The organism is Rhodohalobacter sp. SW132 (genome assembly GCF_003390325.1).
Lineage (GTDB): Bacteria > Bacteroidota > Rhodothermia > Balneolales > Balneolaceae > SW132.
Map to the genome: position 1 here is coordinate 353971 of NZ_QUOK01000003.1, position 17815 is coordinate 371785.

At 45.8% G+C, this 17815-nt stretch carries 16 protein-coding genes; 11 read left to right on the plus strand and 5 right to left on the minus strand.

The window, feature by feature from the left end; all coding sequences use genetic code 11:
* Positions 1 to 82: 82 nt before the first annotated feature.
* Positions 83 to 1210: a hypothetical protein gene (locus tag DYD21_RS08415; protein WP_147303537.1), complete on the minus strand. Its 1128-nt coding sequence runs from the start codon at positions 1208 to 1210 to the stop codon at positions 83 to 85.
* A 183-nt stretch (positions 1211 to 1393) separates the two neighbouring features.
* The gene (locus DYD21_RS08420; protein ID WP_116035214.1) at positions 1394 to 2608 is read right to left on the minus strand and encodes a hypothetical protein; all 1215 of its coding nucleotides are present in this window, start codon (positions 2606 to 2608) and stop codon (positions 1394 to 1396) included.
* Positions 2609 to 2876: 268 nt separating this feature from the next.
* Between DYD21_RS08420 and DYD21_RS08425 the strand changes: the two genes are divergently transcribed.
* The 11 genes from DYD21_RS08425 to DYD21_RS08475 all read left to right on the plus strand — a co-directional run bounded on the left by DYD21_RS08425 (position 2877) and on the right by DYD21_RS08475 (position 15493).
* The gene (locus DYD21_RS08425; RefSeq protein WP_116035217.1) at positions 2877 to 4028 is read left to right on the plus strand and encodes an efflux RND transporter periplasmic adaptor subunit; all 1152 of its coding nucleotides are present in this window, start codon (positions 2877 to 2879) and stop codon (positions 4026 to 4028) included.
* 253 nt (positions 4029 to 4281) lie between these two features.
* Positions 4282 to 5046: an ABC transporter ATP-binding protein gene (locus tag DYD21_RS08430; protein WP_116035219.1), complete on the plus strand. Its 765-nt coding sequence runs from the start codon at positions 4282 to 4284 to the stop codon at positions 5044 to 5046.
* Positions 5043 to 6260 (plus strand): ABC transporter permease, encoded by a 1218-nt coding sequence (locus tag DYD21_RS08435; RefSeq protein ID WP_116035222.1) that lies wholly within the window; start codon positions 5043 to 5045, stop codon positions 6258 to 6260. Before DYD21_RS08430 ends, DYD21_RS08435 begins: the two co-directional genes overlap by 4 nt.
* Positions 6261 to 7333: 1073 nt before the next feature.
* Positions 7334 to 8608 (plus strand): hypothetical protein, encoded by a 1275-nt coding sequence (locus DYD21_RS08440; RefSeq protein WP_116035224.1) that lies wholly within the window; start codon positions 7334 to 7336, stop codon positions 8606 to 8608.
* A gap of 544 nt (positions 8609 to 9152) precedes the next feature.
* Positions 9153 to 10994 (plus strand): protein-disulfide reductase DsbD, encoded by a 1842-nt coding sequence (locus tag DYD21_RS08445; protein ID WP_116035227.1) that lies wholly within the window; start codon positions 9153 to 9155, stop codon positions 10992 to 10994.
* Between the two features lie 289 nt (positions 10995 to 11283).
* The gene (locus DYD21_RS08450) at positions 11284 to 12312 is read left to right on the plus strand and encodes an LLM class flavin-dependent oxidoreductase (protein WP_116035230.1); all 1029 of its coding nucleotides are present in this window, start codon (positions 11284 to 11286) and stop codon (positions 12310 to 12312) included.
* Between the two features lie 235 nt (positions 12313 to 12547).
* Positions 12548 to 12760 (plus strand): hypothetical protein, encoded by a 213-nt coding sequence (locus tag DYD21_RS08455; RefSeq protein WP_116035232.1) that lies wholly within the window; start codon positions 12548 to 12550, stop codon positions 12758 to 12760.
* 2 nt (positions 12761 to 12762) lie between these two features.
* Complete coding sequence (locus DYD21_RS08460) at positions 12763 to 13167, plus strand: putative toxin-antitoxin system toxin component, PIN family (RefSeq protein ID WP_116035235.1); 405 nt, start codon at positions 12763 to 12765, stop codon at positions 13165 to 13167.
* Between the two features lie 309 nt (positions 13168 to 13476).
* The gene (locus DYD21_RS08465; RefSeq protein WP_116035237.1) at positions 13477 to 14193 is read left to right on the plus strand and encodes an outer membrane beta-barrel protein; all 717 of its coding nucleotides are present in this window, start codon (positions 13477 to 13479) and stop codon (positions 14191 to 14193) included.
* 59 nt (positions 14194 to 14252) lie between these two features.
* Entirely contained in the window at positions 14253 to 14882 is a 630-nt protein-coding gene (locus tag DYD21_RS08470; RefSeq protein ID WP_147303538.1) for a hypothetical protein, read from the plus strand.
* Positions 14879 to 15493 (plus strand): hypothetical protein, encoded by a 615-nt coding sequence (locus DYD21_RS08475; RefSeq protein WP_116035243.1) that lies wholly within the window; start codon positions 14879 to 14881, stop codon positions 15491 to 15493. Before DYD21_RS08470 ends, DYD21_RS08475 begins: the two co-directional genes overlap by 4 nt.
* Before the next feature lie 34 nt (positions 15494 to 15527).
* Here DYD21_RS08475 and DYD21_RS08480 read toward each other — a convergent pair whose 3' ends face one another.
* The 3 genes from DYD21_RS08480 to DYD21_RS08490 all read right to left on the minus strand — a co-directional run bounded on the left by DYD21_RS08480 (position 15528) and on the right by DYD21_RS08490 (position 17811).
* Positions 15528 to 16214 carry an alpha/beta hydrolase gene (locus DYD21_RS08480; RefSeq protein ID WP_116035245.1) on the minus strand — a complete coding sequence of 229 codons (687 nt, stop codon included), beginning with the start codon at positions 16212 to 16214 and terminating at the stop codon, positions 15528 to 15530.
* 78 nt (positions 16215 to 16292) lie between these two features.
* Entirely contained in the window at positions 16293 to 17225 is a 933-nt protein-coding gene (locus DYD21_RS08485) for a VOC family protein (protein WP_116035247.1), read from the minus strand.
* Positions 17226 to 17265: 40 nt separating this feature from the next.
* On the minus strand, positions 17266 to 17811 hold the full coding sequence (locus tag DYD21_RS08490) for an NADPH-dependent FMN reductase (RefSeq protein WP_116035250.1): 546 nt from the start codon (positions 17809 to 17811) through the stop codon (positions 17266 to 17268).
* Positions 17812 to 17815: the final 4 nt, after the last annotated feature.

Here is a 17815-nt window from a genome sequence, read left to right on the forward strand (position 1 = left end):
TTCACAAATTTCTACAGCATCAACTTTATCATTTCTTCCCAACCTATCACGTGATTTGATCTTTCAATCATCAAATGGGATTTCAAAAATGATAGGATCTTATCTCAGCATCATTAATTGTTGCGGTCAATATTCTACTTCTTTTAAAATCAATTCCCGCGAAATTAGTGAATAATTCGCCGTTGGAAGCAATTTTATACCGATTAATGAGCCCACCTTCTGAATCAAATTGGTGTATCCACATTGGTCTTTGAAAATTTAGTGCATTCTGATTCATAAACGTAAAAAGATATAAATCGCCGTTGGGACTGTTTCTTCCCGTTATATATTTCCGTACCGGCTCAAGATAATCAGGTCGGTTGTCCACAATATTACTGAGATCGATCATTAGTGAGTCGATTTCCGGCGTACGAGCAATTGTTTGTTCCCATATTTTTCTACCGGAAAGGCTGTATTTGGCAATTTTGGGAATAGCACTATATACTATATATAATTCGTCAGGTTCAGAGTGATCGTTTACCGGAAAAGCCAGGCATAAATCTCGTCGAGGAACGTTCCTGCTTTCAAGTGCTGACCTGATTATATCGTTATCTTCCGTAGCTGTACAATCTGTTGGTAATTCTCCAATATTGGCGATTTCATCTCCATTCCAATTTATAGCCTGATAGAGAAACTTGCCGTCGACCTGGGATGGAAGTAATATCGTTTCATTCAATGTTACAAACGGCCTGTTATTCATGTCTGTATTTGGTAGTAGTGGAGAAATTATTTGGTTTAAGAGTTCTCCATAATCCAGCGAAGAAATATGTTGCCCATCCAGCCGACTGTACTTATTTATTAAAAACTGTTCTCCATCTACGATAAAAAGATGCTCTTTGGATAAAAAAAAGTTTTCAATATGTAATACTTCCCCAGGGCCGCGTCCCTTGCTTCCAAAGACATTAACAACATTACTACTTTCATCTATCTCAATAATTGCCGATCTGGCTAAATCCTGGATAAATAAATGCTGGGTTTCATCATCATACTTTAATCCTGCCAGCATACCTAAAAACAAATCCTTATTCTCCGGCAGATTTTCATAAAACTTGAGTTCATGGACTTTTACCCCGGTAAATTCAGAATTATCCGCGCCTTTTTTCTGACAGCCCGTTGTCAGAAAGCCTAATAATAATGAACTAATCAATATGCTTAAATAGTAAGCTCTCATAATATTAAAGGTAAATCCTGGCGCTACTTAACTGGAAATTATAGTTATGAAGTAAAACAGATGAGGTCAGCCGAATCGTTATACCCCCTACCCTACGATCAGTTTAGTTTAAGTGTTCGAGAAATGCAAACCTATAATTTAAAAATGGATTTTCGGGACATCCCATTTAATCTGATAATGAATTTAATTCAGAGCAAATCCTGAAATATGATACTCATCACTCTTTTTTGTAATGATGTGATGATTTGTAAAGTGAATATTATTTTCTTCTGAAATGTTATTTAAGCTCCCTAAATAAAAAGTGTCTTCTGAGGTGAAATTGTTGAGATAAAAATCTTTAATAAATTCAACCCTGAAATTATCTTCACCTCCACGAACAGGAAATTCACGCCGGTGGAGAATAGAGAGGATATAATAATCCTCATCAATAAAAACTAAATTTTCAATACGGCTGAAATTACCCTCAGGTACTCTAAGTCTGGACAATTTTGGCCAATACTCTTGTTGGACCATATCAAAATCATCCACCTGGATTATTCTATCAAGTTGTCTTTCTTCATCATAATGATAGATAAATGGGAAATATTCGAAAAAATGTACCAACCCCGATGAATTTTCCCGGGCCAGAGTTTTACCTCTCGAAAAGGGTTCCAATAGCATCCAATGCCCCTTTGTATCATAGATTTCACCCCATGAATGAATTAAACTTCCAGATCTGTCAAACTCAAACATACTATTTATATTAATATCTGATGTATTCTCGGATCTGGAAGTAACTTTATTACCCATAACAATAAATCGATCGGTATTCGCAATAATAGAAACAGGTTGAACATTGCTATCCAAATTGACTACGTGTGAATATTCACATGGAAAATCATTGCACGAGAATAATGTGATTCGGGAATCCTGTGAGGCAACATATAAAGTGTCATTTTCGAAGACGATATCATTTGCAAAAGAAAGCTCACCAGGGCCAGGACCACTGCCTGCCAACTCTAACCAGGAATCAGAATCTATTTGATATTCAAATAGCACCTGGCGCATTACATCAAAAATTATAATTCTGTTTTCATCAACACTTTCGAATAGCATCAACTGATCACTCATGAATGGCAACTCCATAAGCCTGGATTGAGATATATCCAATTTTTGCGTGAAAGTCGGTTGTGATAATAAGTATTCCCCGGAAATAATAATCTCGACCATTCCGCTTGAATTTCCGGTTATATTTTTTTCGATCAGATGCTTTTGAACAGGATGATCTGCATAAGGGATCCGATCTTCTATTGGATGCAATTCAATATTTTCTTCCTGTTCATTAGATCCGCAACCCACTAAAATAAAAACGGATATAAAAACTTTTAGAAAAGAGGTAATTTTAATTTTGTTTAGCATAACGATTATGTCGGGTTAAATGATCCTCTATAATTGATGTAGTATTGTAAAACCAAGAAAGCTCTCTCCTCTTGAGCTTGAAACATGATAAATCACTACTATTATAGTTTAAATCATTAAACTATGCAACGGATAGTTTAACACCACTTCTAATTACATATTTTTTAAATTCACCCTCTTCTCTTAACATTTTTTACACTGCTGCGTTATTCATCTATCCTTCTCTTTCGTTAGTTTATAAGACTGCCAATTCTAAATTCACTTTGATATGACAAAAGGAAAAGTTGCGGTTATTCTTCTTTTACTGGCCGGCGCTGCCACCTGGTGGGCTGCCAACTACTACTCATCTTCCGGGGAGGTCCTTCCTCCGCTTCACACCGAACAGGTTGGCCACGGGGACGTTTCCCAGCGTGTGGTAGCCTACGGACGGCTGGAGCCGGTGCAGAAAGTCACTGTGGGAAGCCAGGTTTCCGGCATCGTGGATCAAATTTTTGTGGATTTTAACAGCGTGGTAGAGCGCGGACAGGTGATCGCCCAGATCGATCCCTCTACCTTTGAGGCGGAAGTAAGTTCGGCTCAGGCTGAACTGGAATCGGCTGAAGCGGGACTCGACCTGGCACGGACACGCTGGGAGCGGGTTCAGGAACTCCGTGAACGTCAGTTTATCTCCCCATCTGAGGTGGAGGAAGCCAGCTCCACCCTTCGCCAGGCGGAAGCTCAGGTAGAAGTCCGGCGCCACGCCCTGCAGCGCGCCCAGCGGGAACTGGATCGATGTACCATCAAATCTCCCACTGACGGAATTGTCATCTCCCGCGAAGTGGATGTGGGTCAAACCGTAGCCGCAAGCCTCAGTGCCCCGATTCTGTTTGAACTGGCCGCAAGCCTGGACCGGATGCTCATTCACGCAAGCGTTTCTGAAGCTGACATCGGGAACGTCCTGGAAGGCCAGCGGGCTACTTTTCGGGTAGATGCACACAGAGATCGAAATTTTGAGGGTGAAGTGATCCAGGTGCGAAACTCTCCGATGATGGAAGATAATGTGGTCCATTACGAAACAATCATCGCCGTGGATAACAGCGAGCAGCTCCTGAAGCCCGGTATGACGACCGAAGTGGAGATCATTACCGAAGAAAAACAGGATGTGATGAGAGTCCGAAACACAGCACTGCGCGCACGTTTGCCGGATAATCTACGTCCCGCTGATCCTGATGAAGCCTTTGATGATGGCCGAACAGTCTACAGGCTTCAGAACGGAGAACTGGTGGCTCATTCCGTACGAACCGGGCTGACAGATGGCGTCTACACCGAAATTCTTGAAGGGGTCTCCCCCGGCGATACCCTCGCCGTCGGACTCTCCCTGCGAAGCGAGCAGAATGGCAACGACCGAAGTTTCATGACCGGCAGCCAGGCTCAATATTGAAATGAACTACCCCAAGGCGGAGTTGTTCGAGGTTTAACCATGCCTTATTTAAATATGATTTTTTATTGAGCCCCCCTCCATATGGAGTGTTTTTGCGACATAGGGAGGGGACGGGGGTGGGTCAAAAAGGCGTCATCCCTCTTGGAGGAGTCTGGCATGACGGTCTTAGTGATGAATTGTCTTCTACACTTTTTTGAACAACTTCAAAGGGGTACCAATAAAACCCAAACCGTATACTCAACCAAACTGAATAATGGCCATTGTAGAACTCAGTAACATCCGGCGCGTGTACAAAACCGGCGCAGTGGCCGTTGAAGCGCTGCGCGGCATTGATCTCAGTATTGAGAAGGGGGAATTTGTCTCCATCATGGGTTCCAGCGGATCGGGTAAATCCACGCTGATGAACATCCTGGGATGCCTGGACAAACCTACCGATGGCACCTACCTGCTTGATGGACGGGATGTATCAACCTACGCAAAATCGGATCTTGCCAAACTGAGGAACCAAACCCTTGGATTTGTCTTTCAGGCGTTTCATCTGCTGCCGCGGACTTCTGCACTTGAAAATGTGGAGCTTCCCCTGCTCTATAAAGAGGATGAACTGAGCTGGAAAGAGATCCATAACCGGTCAAAAAAAGCGCTGGAATCTGTCGGTTTGGGGGATCGGCTGGATCACACCCCAAATGAGCTCTCCGGCGGACAAAAGCAGCGTGTGGCAATTGCCAGGGCGCTGGTCACCGAGCCGAACATTCTACTGGCCGATGAGCCGACCGGTAACCTCGACAGCCGCACCAGCCTGGAAATCATCAACACCATGCAGCGGCTCAACAAGGAAGGCCTCACGATTCTGATGGTGACTCACGAACCGGACATCGCTAAGTTTACGAGGCGTATTGTTACATTGCGGGACGGAGTAATCCTGAACGACCGTCCGAACGAACCGAGCGATGCCGCAACGGCAATTGAAAACTGGCAGGATGAAAAAGAGATTGAAACCATAACGGAGCAAATGTCATGAAATGGACAGCCGTACCCTATGTTGCCGGAAAGGCACTGAAACGCAACCTGATGCGCACCCTTCTTACCGCTCTCGGTATTGTGATCGGTGTGGCAGCGGTGATTACCATGGTCGGACTGGGACAGGGCGCCAAATCGGAAGTTGAGGAGCAGGTTAACCGTCTGGGCCAGAATGTGGTGCTGGTCTTTCCCGGTGCGCGTCAGCTTGGCGGTGTAAGCATCGGCGGGGGAAGTGCAAACACGCTCACTACTGAGGATGCCCGTGCCCTCCGTGAAGAGATCCCTGAAGTGGTTGCGGCAAGTCCGGAAGTTCGATCTCAGAGAGTTCTTGTTTACGGAAACCAAAACTGGCACACCCGGATTTACGGACAGACGGCCGATTATCTGCAGATCCGGCAGTGGCCGATTGAAAGCGGACGGATGTTTACCGAAGAAGAAGTGGAACGCGCCTCACTGGTCGCCGTTGTAGGACAAACCGTGGTTGATGAACTTTTTGAAGGTGCCGATCCTATTGGTGAAACGGTTCGTGTCCGCGGCCTTCCGATCACCATTGTGGGTGTACTTTCGCAGAAAGGGATGTCGCTGATGGGTTCCGTACAGGATGATATCATGATTATACCCTACACCACCGCGTTTCAGCGAGTTTCAGGCCGTTCTCACGCCATGGTGATTAATGTGCAGGTATACGATGACGACTCGATGGATATTGCACGGGCCAAAATTGAAGACCTGCTGCGTGAACGCCATAACCTGGCTCCGTACCAGGAGAACGACTTCACCATTCAAACCCAGGAAGAAGTGGCCGAAGCGGCTACCGAAACCTCACGGGTGATGACCTGGCTGCTCGCCTCCATCGCCGGAATTTCCCTGTTTGTTGGCGGAATTGGCATTATGAACGTGATGCTGGTGAGCGTTACCGAACGAACGCGTGAAGTGGGCTTGCGGCTGGCCGTTGGCGCCCGGGCACCCGATGTAATGCTCCAGTTTTTAATTGAATCGATCATCCTTTGTTTGCTTGGCGGAATTGGCGGGATCATACTTGGCCTGATTTCAACAGAAGTGATTGCAAACTATGCCGGCTGGCCCGCATTCTTTTCCACACAGGCGATGATTATTGCCGTGAGCGTTTCGGCGGCAGTTGGACTCTTTTTCGGATTCTACCCCGCCTGGAAAGCCTCACGCCTGGATCCGATTGTGGCCTTGAGATCTGAGTAGAATCCGGCGCACACTTTTTGATTTCTGAACACCTGAATGGAGTGAACTCTTGATCACCTCCTTTTCCTCCTCAACGTAATTTTACGTGACAATTTTAAAGGACTTATTCACAATTCAGCGCAACTCAGCATGATACATTGCGAAACTCTGCGAGTATAAAACCTCCCGACTCGACCCGATTGTGCCCTCGAGATCTGAGTAGAATCTGGTGCACACTTTTTGATTTCTGAACACCTGAATGAAGTGAACTCTTGATCACCTCCTTTTCCTTCTCAACGTAATTTTACGTGATAATTTTTAAGGTCTAATTCACAATTCAGCGCAACTCAGCGTGCTACTTTGCAAAACTCTGCGAGTATAAAGCCTCACGCCTCGATCCGATTGTGGCCTCGAGATCCGAGTAGAATCCGGCGCATACTTTTTGATTTCTGAACACCTGAATGGAGTGAACTCTTGATCACCTCCATTTCCTTCTCAACGTAATTTTACGTGATAATTTTTAAGGCCTGATTCACAATTCAGCGCAACTCAGCGTGATACTTTGCGAAACTCTGCGAGTATAAAGCTTCCCGACTCGATCCCATTGTAGCCTTGAAATCTGTGTAGAATCCGGTGCACACTTTTTGATTTCTGAAACATCTGAATCGATTGAACTCTTGATCCCCTCCTTTTCCTTCTCAACGTAATTTTACGTGATAATTTTCAAGGTCTAATTCACAATTCAGCGCAACTCAGCGTGCTACTTTGCGAAACTCTGCGAGTATAAAGCCTCACGCCTCGATCCGATTGTGGCCTAGAGATCCGAGTAGAATCCGGCACACACTTTTTGATATCTGAACACCTGAATGGAGTGAACTCTTGATCACCTCCTTTTCCTTCTCAACATAATTTTACGTGATAATTTTTAAGGTTTAATTCACAATTCAGCGCAACTCAGCGTACTACTTTGCGAAACTCTGCGAGTGTAAATCTCAAACAATCTGTTGGAAAACCCGGGAACTACATCTGCATTATTGAGTATGTGTAGTGGGATGACAACACTGCAAAAACATAATTGGGGTCTGATTTAAAAAATGGATTATTATGCCAACGAGAGGTGGGGGCTTGGCAAGAAAATTCTGTTCCGGTTCGCTTGTCTGTATGTTCTTCTTTATACACTGCCTGAACCCTATTCCGCAGTACCCGGCATTTCTGCCCTTGGTGATTATTTCAATAATTTCTGGAATATGGTCACCGTCTGGTTTGGAACAACTATCTTATCTCTCGATGGAGAGATCAACACTCAATTCATGGGGAGTAGTGACAGGCTAATTGATTATCTCAGAGTGGTCGTCTGTCTTTTAATAACTGCAGCAGGAACCCTCATCTGGTCAATATTGGACCATCGCCGGCTGAACTATAGAAAACTTATCTATTGGTTTCGTCTGCATTTGAGATTCTTTCTTTTCGCAACACTTTTTGTCTACGGTATATCAAAAGTCATTGATTCTCAGTTTTTATATCCGAATTTATGGCGGTTCATGCAACCACTGGGAGAGGCTTCTCCAATGGGACATGCATGGTCGTTTACGGGATTCTCCGGATCCTATACGTTCTTTATCGGTATGATGGAAATCATCGCTGCATTGCTATTACTTTTCCGAAAAACCACTACTCTCGGAGCTTTTATCGCAGTAATTGTTCTGACCAACGTTGTAGCGTTGAATTTCAGCTACGACATTCCGGTTAAGCAATTTTCAATACATCTTCTGCTGTTTGCCGTGCTTTTATTTTCAAATGACGCCAGAAGGCTCATGCATATTCTGATTCTAAACAAGCCTGTCACTCCTGTACGTTATCGAAAAGTATTTACGGATCGATGGGATCGAATTGGGTTCTCAGCGATTAAAATATTTTTTGCCGGCTTCATCATGTTTAGTTCTGCAATGCATGCCTGGCAAATGAACCAACAAACAGGGTCGGAACAGGAAAAACCATACCTGTATGGCATTTGGAATGTAGAGTCCAATGGGTCTAACGGCTCAGATATTCCAGCTTATGATAATAATCCGGAAAGATGGCGTTATCTGATTATTGATAACAATGGAGACGCTCATATCATCACCATGAACGATAACAGAATTAGGTTTTCCGCCGAAACTGACTCCGTGGAAGCTATAATGGAATTAAACAACGGATCAGAACAGTACTCTTTTAATCTCAATCATGAAGGTACTTCACTCATGCTAACCGACGAAATGGATGAGAACTCTCTTACCATTTCAATGAACAGGTACGATCTGCACGAATTTCTGCTACACAGCCGGGACTTCAACTGGATACAGGAATTTCCATTTGACAAACAGTAAGACTGTGGGACATCTGGTTTGCTGACTGACAATATCATCAGCATTATTATGTTCTTGATAAGGCGTAAAAATTTGGATTTAACAAACAAATGAATCTTAAATTTAATGGACACAAGAACAGTATCTGAATGTAAGAAACTTCGTGATTTCTTCGTGTTTTCGTGCCTTCGTGGTTTAAAACGATTTTTTTTAGGATAAAACGTTTTTAATAATCTGTCAATCGCCACAAACTCCGGTGACCACGTTTGATCAGATCTACACCGTTTATCCGGTCAATCGATAAATAATATCTTCTCTGAACTTCTTCAGGATCGTTATTCACAACTTACCATCCAAAATCTGCGCGATTCTTCTTACCTTTAAGTCTTGAGGTTATTTCAGATAAATTTAAAAAGAATATATACCGGTACCCGTTACAGAGCTGGATATCGTTTATAGGATAGAAAACCAGATCCATATCATCCGGTATTTTGTACGGAGAACAAAATTTCAGATATCAAAAATCAATCCTGAACCAATTTTAAACCCGTTTCCACGGAATTTCATGAACCAAAGGATATCATCATTCCTGTTTCTCTTGCTGTTTTTGCTGCCACTTCATCTGTCGGCACAGCAGTCCGGTGCATCCAGTGCCGATAAGGTAGATCCTGAAGTGAAACACTCACAAAACGTTATCCCGGCCGGGAGTTCAGCCGAGGTTGCCGTGCTGCTGAATCTCGAAGAAACCTGGCACGTCAACTCCAATCAGCCGTCTCAGGATTTCCTGATTGGCACCCAGCTGATGATTACCGATACGGAGCATCTCACCGCCACCGCGTTCCGCTATCCGCCATCCAAAGAGTATACGTTCGATTTTTCACCGGAACCGGTGGATGTATATGAAGGTGAAGCCCCGATTCTGTTTACGGTTTATGCATCAGAAGATATTGAACCGGGCAGCTATGAGCTGGAAGGCACACTTCGCGTTCAGGCGTGTGATAATGAAGTCTGCCTGGCCCCCATCACGCTTGATATCACTATTCCGATTGAAATTTCAGCGGCAGGGACAGGCTATCAGCCGCTGAATGCAGAATTTTTTGATGGAGTAGAATCCGCGCGCGGTTCAATCACCGATGCCCTCACCGCACGAGGCGGCAGTGAAATAGCCGCACTCTTTGACTCTCTGGGTCTGTTCTGGGCGTTCGCCGGGATTTTTCTGATCGGACTCGCGCTCAATCTCACGCCGTGTGTCTACCCGATGCTCTCCGTTACGGTATCCCTTTTCGGTAGCCGAAAAGAGGAAGAGAGCAAACTGGGCAGCTCCTTTTTTATGGCGTTTGTTTATGTGATGGGAATCGTGTTCATGTACAGCGTTCTCGGAGTTGCCGCGGCGTTTACCGGAGCTCTTTTTGGTAGCTGGCTGCAAAGCCCGATCGTTCTGGCAGGAATCGGTATTTTGATTTTTGCCCTTGCTCTCAGCATGTTCGGATTATATGAACTTCAGCCTCCCTCCTCCTGGATGCAGTCGCTCAGCGGAACCCAGCGTAAAACAGGTGGTGTAGTAGGCCACTTTTTCTCCGGTCTGGTCGTAGGTGTTTTTGCAGCTCCCTGTATCGGGCCTCCGATTATCGCACTCCTTGCTTTTGTGGGCTCACAGGGCGATCCGCTTTTTGGATTTACCATCTTTTTTGTGATGGCGTTCGGGCTCGGTTTCCCCTACCTGATCCTGGGAACATTCAGCGGCCTGCTTTCCAAAATGCCGAAATCGGGAACCTGGATGGTCTGGGTCAAAAAAGTATTCGGTGTGGTTCTGGTTGGAGTGGCACTCTTCTATCTTGCACTCGCCTTTTTCCCCGCCTACTCATTCCACGTAATTGTAGCAACAGTACTTATCGGCGGAATTTACCTCGGTTTTCTGGAATCTTCCGGGCGCGGTGTCAAAACCTTTACCCGCATCAAGTGGGGATTCGGCGCGGCATCCCTCATTCTGGGGGCTATGCTCTTTTTAAATCTGCAGAAAGACGGAATTGAGTGGGAGCCATACAGTGATGAGGCGTTTAACGATGCGATAGAGAACAATCAGCCCATTATGATGGATTTTTACGCTGATTGGTGCATCCCCTGCCTGGAACTGGAGCGATCCACCTTCACGGATGGCGAGGTGATTGAAGCTACAGAAGAGTTCAGACGCTTTAAAGTAGATATGACCCAGTACGAATCGGAAGAATCCCGTGAACTTCGCGATCGATTTGAAGTTGCCGGAGTTCCAACCATTGTGTTCATCGGCCCGGATGGCGAAGAGATTACCGATGCCCGGGTGGTTGGCTTTCTGCGCGCTGACCGATTCATGGAGCGTGTAGATATGCTTCGTGCCGTTTCGGATGATGAGATGGCGGTTGCAGAGTAGATTTTGTGTTATATAATATTGTAAGATAACGGGTTAGGATATATCCTCATCAGGCTGTCCAAATAGTATTAACTGAATTCTCAGAACCTAAATACTTTAAGCAGGCTATGAATGGTTAATTGAGCTCCCCTCCATGTGGAGTGTATTTGCGACATAGGGAGGGGCTTGGGGGTGGGTCAAAAAAACCGGGCAATTCACCGGATGAAGCGAATTCATCCGGTGAAGATCCACACCCAACAGACGCGGCACTGCATCAATAGCACAACAATAGAATGAATCAAATATACCCATGAAATCACCGAAATTCCCCATCCCGTTTTCTCTGCTTGATTTAGCCGTCGTAACCGAAGGCAGTACAATTGCAGAAGTGATTGAACGCAGCCGCGATCTGGCCATTCAGACCGAGTCTTTCGGCTATAACCGCTTCTGGATGGCTGAACATCATAATATGGAGAATATCGCCAGTTCGGCTACTTCAATTTTGCTGGGTCATGTTGCCGAAGCAACTCAATCCATTCGCGTGGGGTCGGGCGGAATCATGCTGCCCAATCATTCACCGCTCATCATAGCCGAACAATTCGGCACACTTGCCACGATGTATCCCGGGCGGATTGATCTCGGGCTGGGCCGTGCTCCAGGTACCGATCAGGTTACAGCGGCGGCTATCCGGGAAGACCGGATGCAACGGGTTCATAAGTTCCCCGAGCATATAAAGCAGCTTCAAAACTATTTGTCAGCGGAAAACAGTGAATCTGCGGTCCGTGCCATTCCAGGCGAAGGAACCGATGTGCCGATCTGGATTCTCGGATCAAGTACCGACAGCGCCTTTCTTGCTGCTGAGCTGGGATTACCTTACGCTTTTGCAAGTCATTTTGCACCGCATCAGCTTCTGCCCGCGACCCGAATTTATCGTGAGCGGTTCAAACCCTCTGCACAGCTCGACCGGCCCTATCTTATGCCGGGCATCAATGTTGTAGTTGCTGAAACGGACGAGCAGGCGGAATACCTGGCTACCTCCATGCTCCAGATGTTCATGGGCGTGGTTACGGGTGACCGAAAACCGATGCCGCCCCCTGTGGATGACATGAACAGGATTTGGAATATGCATCAAAAAGCCGCCGTGGAACAGATGCTCACCTACACGTTTACCGGCAGTATAGAAACCGTGCAGCGAAAGGTTGAGCAATTCATTGAAATTACCGATGCCGATGAACTGATGATCGCATCTTATCTGTACGATTACAGAGAACGAGTGAATTCTCATAAACGATTTTCAGAGCTGATGCAATCGATCTCGACATCCGCGGAAAGTGTTTGAATGATCTGCCTGAAATCTTCTTTTAGTTACTATTTTTATAAAATAAAGGTTCAAAAACCTTGGAATTTCGGAATGTGAGTGATTTTTTAAGGCTAAAAAAATAGGCTATAATAAATTTGTAAAAACAGAAAGTCTAAAAATGGGAAAGTTTTTTTCAATTCTACGAAGTTTAAAAATAACGGCTGAGCACTCAATCAAAACTTTCCGAATCAAGACCAAATTTGTACATTAAAACATGGAAACAATAAAAGTAGACATATTAAATCCAAAAGCCAGAAAACTACTCAAAGACCTGGCTGATTTAGATCTAATTGCTATTCGTAAATCAACAAAGAGTGAATTTTCTGAAGTATTGAAAAGAATCCGGTCCAATTCTAAAACTGCGCCAAGCCTTGAAGATATCGCCAGAGAAGTGGATGTCGTCCGTTCCAGGCGAACAAATAAGTAACAATGCGCCTTATCCTTGATACCAATCTTTGGATCAGTTTTTTGATTAGCAGTAAATATGAGAAACTAGATGAATTACTGTTTATTCAGGAATGTAAACTTCTTTTTAGCGAGGAACTTCTTGAGGAATTTGTAACTGTTGTTAATCGCCCAAAACTCAGAAAATATATTTCAAAGGACGAATTAGAAGATCTTTTGGAGGCGATTGATGAAGTTGCTGAATTTGTGAATGTAACTTCCGAGATATCCGTATGCCGGGATCCAAAAGATAACTTTTTGCTCTCGCTGGCAGTTGACGGGAAAGCTGATTACTTGCTGACCGGAGACAAAGATCTATTAGTGTTAAAGAAAATTGGGAATACAGAAATCAAAACCATATCTGATTTCTTTGATGTAATTGAATTCTAGATTCTTCTTTGACCTCAGTATCGTTGCATGACAATGAACAAGTTATTAACCTTCTTGAAACCTACGTGTTTTCGTGATTTTCGCCGGAGTCCCATTGGGATTGGCCGGAACATTTGATGATTTTTTGCCCATCATTCTATCATTTTTCTACAGATTTTTCTATTGTGGATTGCAATGCAATGATTTTTATTAACCCGTAAGAATTCGTGTATAACCAGAAAAATTATCCACTCCGGCCCGTATCATATCCGTTGATTTATCTGTAATTTCACCCAAAATAAACTGCTGATTATCAAACCGGGGTTATTCATGAAGATTCTTTTTTTACTGATTTTTTTCCTTTCAATCGGGTTGCATTCGCTCTCTGCACAAGAACTTACGGTCGGTTTAAACGGTCAGCTCGCCATTCCACAAAATGAGTTCAGCGAAAGTATCAATACCCTTGGGGGTGGTTTAAATCTAAACGGACACTACCGGTTCGCCAACTCCCCGGTAGGTCTTGGTCTTGATTTCAACTTCATCAATTTCGGCAGCGATTCACGTGATGAAGCGTTCAGCACGACCATACCGGACCTCAGAGTTCGTGTGGAAAACCAGTACAACCTGATTCAGCTCATGATGCAGGCCAAAGTCCAGAGGCAAGATGGCATCTTCAGGCCGTTTGCCGAAGGCCTGGCCGGGTTCAACTATTTCTTTACCGAAACAAGCATCCGGGACCGCAGAGATTCCGGGGCTGATCCGATCGCATCGGACACTAACTTCGAGGATTTTGCTTTTGCCTGGGGCGGCGGTGCCGGGCTTAAAATCCGGGTGTTCGACCTCCGCGATCAGCAGGCGGATGAACGCTGGTTTGAAAACATAAGTGCCGGATATATCAACATCGGGGTACGGTATCTTAACGGTTCACAGGCGGAATATCTTAAAGAGGGTTCCATCACCATAGAAAACGGTTCCGTCTCTTTTGACACCCTGCAATCACGTACAGATATGATTATGGTTCAGCTCGGATTTGTGATTCGGTTTTAGTTTTTGTGTAACCTGCGAAGTTGGTTTGCGTATACAAAACAAGATACTCTCAACTTCTCATGCACTCAACCATGGCCCGAATACTCACCTACCTCACAGTCCCGCTGCTAACGATTTTTCTCTTCTTCATACAGCCCTCATCAATTCTGGGGCAGCAGACAGAAACTCTGTTTGACGGCTCGGTATCGCACGGAGGTTTTGGTGGCCCTGTCGTCAAAATTGGTGAAACAGCCGGAGATACAGGTGTTTGGGTGGGCGGTCGAGGCGGCTGGATTATGAATCTGAATTCCGGTCACGCAATCTCCCTTGGCGGCGGTGGATACGGTCTTGTAACGGATCACACCTCTCCTGAAGATCCCGACCTCTATGCCCTGAATGGTTACGGAGGGTTTATCATCGAATACACCAACCGATCCCACAAACTCGCACACTTCACCGTCACAAGCCTGATCGGAGGCGGCGGACTGATGTTGCGCGATCGCGATTATGATGAGGTGAATGATGATCCCGACACCTATTTCGTATTTGAACCGGGTCTGCACGCAGAATTGAACGTTACCTCCTTTTTCCGGATTTCAGCCGGCGCTGAATACCGGTTTACAAGCGGCATCAGCAGGTTTGGATTCAGTGATAGCGATTTCTCCGGCTGGAACGGCACCATCACCTTAAAATTCGGAAAGTTCTTATGAAAAATTATCTCCCAGTATTCCTGATTTTTATCGCATCTCTATCACTCCCGATATCACTCCACGGACAGCAGGCGGAAACTTTGTTTAACGGAAATGTAGATCATGGCGGATATGGCGCCCTGATTTTCGGAGTTACATCCGTCAACGGAGAGGCGGCATATTTGCGGGGAACGCGGGGAGCCTGGCTTCTGAAATTTCGCGAAGGGCACACCGTCGGTTTGGGCCTGGGAAATTATCGCACCAACAGCCCGTTTGACGCGGTAAACTGGCAGGAAACCGCAATTCCGACACCGGAACTTCGCACGAATTACGGTGGCTTCGAAATTGAATATTTCAACCGGTCGTACAAGCTCGTTCATTTTGGGGGTCAGCTATTAATCGGAGGAGGAACGGTTCGGTTCAGCGACCGCGATATTGATTTGAACAACACATCAGACGCCTATTTTGTGCTTCAGCCGGGCGCTAATATACATGTGAACATCACCCGGTGGTTCAGGGTCAGCGGGGGAGTTTTGTACAGACTTACGGATGGTGTCAGCCTGGCCGGCACCTCCAACTCAGACCTCTCCGGGTTTTCCGCTATGGCCGGACTTCGCTTTGGGAAGTTTTGATGGGAATGATTGCTGGTTTGATAAAACCATGAGCTCATGAAATCGAATCACCATACAAAATGGATGAAAATAATGCCCTGATGTATTTCACTTCATCCTCCACTATCACATGTCCTTTTCCCGGATAAATCTGCTTGCTTACATCTGCATTCAGTGTATCAAAAAGCGCTGCGGATTCATCAACACGTTTGAGCTCCAGGTACGGATCCTGGTCCCCGGATCCAATCAGCACCGGGGTATTCTCCAGATCGCCCGAATATTCCGATGCCCGGATCTCTTCGCCAATCAGACCACCGCTCAAGCCGATGACGCCACCATACCGCCTCGGATGCCGCGCGGCATATTCCAGTGCAAGGCACGCGCCCTGTGAAAACCCAAGCAATACGATCTTTCCCGTGCCGATTCCCTGCCCGTTCAGCTGTTGTATCAAATCATCCACCCGCTGCAGCGCACTGTTCAGCCAGGGTTCATTTTTCTTTAACGGTTCTGTAAACGGATGGGGATACCAGGTCCGGCCGGCCGCCTGCGGAGCGATATAATGAATATCCGGCTGGGCAAAATCATCGCTTAAACTCAGAATCCCTTTTGCCTCTGCACCGCGCCCATGAATCATAATCATCGCTGCCTTTGCACGGGAAACGGGTGCACCGCTCTCCACAAAGTTCTCCTCCTGGTGTGGTCCTGAAACTGGCTGATTTGGTTTGATGCGAAAGAGTGGCATAGAAAATTGTCGTCGTTTGAAAAACCTCCAAGGTTTCTAAAACCTTGGAGGTTTATGGATTTATAATTCAAAAAAATTTTAAACCGTAATCTCCGGCAGCCGCTTCTCAATCATCTCCCGGCGGCTTTCAAACCGTTCGGGCAGGTAAAGTTTCCGGCCGAGATCTTCTTCATTCTGCGCCGATTCATACCCAGGGCCATCGGTTGCGATTTCAAACAACACGCCGCCCGGTGACTGAAAATAGACTGACTTAAAGAAACGGCGGTCGATCACTCCTGTTGGATTGAAACCACGCTCCAGAACCATCTCCCGCATCTCCTCGTGCTCTTCATCGTCTTTTGCCCGGAACGCAACATGATGGACGATACCGCGACCGTTTTGCCCCTGTTTCGGCTCCACTTTTTCCAGGATAACAGACCCGCCAACCCGATTACCGGTCTGCAGCAGCGTCTGATTTCCATCAGTTACTATTTTCTCAAACCCAAAAACTTCCTCAAGCAGAGCTGCCGTCGGCTCCGTTTCGGTAATCTTCATCGTTGTGCTCCAGAATCCGCGGATACCGTATTCTGCCGGAACAGTTCCTTTATCCCACGCATCCACAGAGTTGACCGAATCATCAAAAACCAGCTCCAGTTTCAGTCGATCGGGATCCATAAATGAGACCACCTGCTTTTCGAACCTCTCAAACGGACCGTCAAAATCGATGTCCTGCTCACCAAACCGTTCCGCCCAGTACCCAATCGAGCCGGATGGTACGGCAAATGAAACGACCGCAGACTCTCCGCTTCCCGGTTTGCCCTGCACCGCCATCGGCCATGGAAAGAACGTCATGCTCGATCCCGGCTGAGATGTACCGTTCACATAAAACAGGTGATATGTCGATGGATCGTCCTGGTTTACCGTTTTCATGATCATCCGCAATCCCAGCGTTTTTACATAAAAATCCGTCGTACGCTGACCATCACCGCCAAGTACGGTAATGTGATGAATTCCTTTATTTGATGGTTTCATACTATTTCTCCTTTTCTTTCTCAGTTATTCGATAAAATTTTCAGGTAAACGGTTTGATCCACTCTTCAAACGCTTTCAAATATTTCCCAAGAAATCGTCTTGTGGAATCGTCTGTCAGATTTCCCTGGTTGTCAAATTTTTCATGGGCTCTGAAAAGCAGCAGTTCCGGTTTCGGCATGCAGTGCGCCCCAACCGACTTGAGCGACTGACGGAGCTGATCCTGGCTTCTGGCTGTTCCCGTAATTCCGGGTGAGGCGCCTAAAATCCCAACCGGTTTTCCGCCGATCGGCATATCATTTCCCGGCCGTGATGCCCAGTCAATGGCATTTTTCGTGACGCCGGTCATCCCGTGATTGTACTCCGGTGAGGCAATCAAAATTCCATCAGCGCTCCGAATCGCATCCTTAAATTCAGAAACCCGTTTCGGATCACCTTCCGTCTCAATGTCTGCATTGAACAGTGGAATTCCATCAAGGTCAAAAATCTCAATTTCCAAACTGTCTGACGCTTCTTCTATCGCGGCTTTCAGCAGCGATTTGTTAAATGATCCAGACCTGAGACTTCCTGCAAATGCTATGATTTTCATTGAT

What these genes read in the sequence shown, in the direction of transcription:
- DYD21_RS08465 (WP_116035237.1), top strand. Translation starts at nt 13,477, where the DNA reads ATGAAGATTCTTTTTTTACTGATTTTTTTCCTTTCAATCGGGTTGCAT.
- DYD21_RS08445 (WP_116035227.1), top strand. Translation starts at nt 9,153, where the DNA reads ATGAACCAAAGGATATCATCATTCCTGTTTCTCTTGCTGTTTTTGCTG.
- DYD21_RS08460 (WP_116035235.1), top strand. Translation starts at nt 12,763, where the DNA reads ATGCGCCTTATCCTTGATACCAATCTTTGGATCAGTTTTTTGATTAGC.
- DYD21_RS08480 (WP_116035245.1), bottom strand. Translation starts at nt 16,214, where the DNA reads ATGCCACTCTTTCGCATCAAACCAAATCAGCCAGTTTCAGGACCACAC.
- DYD21_RS08485 (WP_116035247.1), bottom strand. Translation starts at nt 17,225, where the DNA reads ATGAAACCATCAAATAAAGGAATTCATCACATTACCGTACTTGGCGGT.
- DYD21_RS08455 (WP_116035232.1), top strand. Translation starts at nt 12,548, where the DNA reads ATGGAAACAATAAAAGTAGACATATTAAATCCAAAAGCCAGAAAACTA.
- DYD21_RS08420 (WP_116035214.1), bottom strand. Translation starts at nt 2,608, where the DNA reads ATGCTAAACAAAATTAAAATTACCTCTTTTCTAAAAGTTTTTATATCC.
- DYD21_RS08470 (WP_147303538.1), top strand. Translation starts at nt 14,253, where the DNA reads ATGCACTCAACCATGGCCCGAATACTCACCTACCTCACAGTCCCGCTG.
- DYD21_RS08450 (WP_116035230.1), top strand. Translation starts at nt 11,284, where the DNA reads ATGAAATCACCGAAATTCCCCATCCCGTTTTCTCTGCTTGATTTAGCC.
- DYD21_RS08475 (WP_116035243.1), top strand. Translation starts at nt 14,879, where the DNA reads ATGAAAAATTATCTCCCAGTATTCCTGATTTTTATCGCATCTCTATCA.
- DYD21_RS08425 (WP_116035217.1), top strand. Translation starts at nt 2,877, where the DNA reads ATGACAAAAGGAAAAGTTGCGGTTATTCTTCTTTTACTGGCCGGCGCT.
- DYD21_RS08435 (WP_116035222.1), top strand. Translation starts at nt 5,043, where the DNA reads ATGAAATGGACAGCCGTACCCTATGTTGCCGGAAAGGCACTGAAACGC.
- DYD21_RS08430 (WP_116035219.1), top strand. Translation starts at nt 4,282, where the DNA reads ATGGCCATTGTAGAACTCAGTAACATCCGGCGCGTGTACAAAACCGGC.
- DYD21_RS08440 (WP_116035224.1), top strand. Translation starts at nt 7,334, where the DNA reads ATGGATTATTATGCCAACGAGAGGTGGGGGCTTGGCAAGAAAATTCTG.
- DYD21_RS08490 (WP_116035250.1), bottom strand. Translation starts at nt 17,811, where the DNA reads ATGAAAATCATAGCATTTGCAGGAAGTCTCAGGTCTGGATCATTTAAC.
- DYD21_RS08415 (WP_147303537.1), bottom strand. Translation starts at nt 1,210, where the DNA reads ATGAGAGCTTACTATTTAAGCATATTGATTAGTTCATTATTATTAGGC.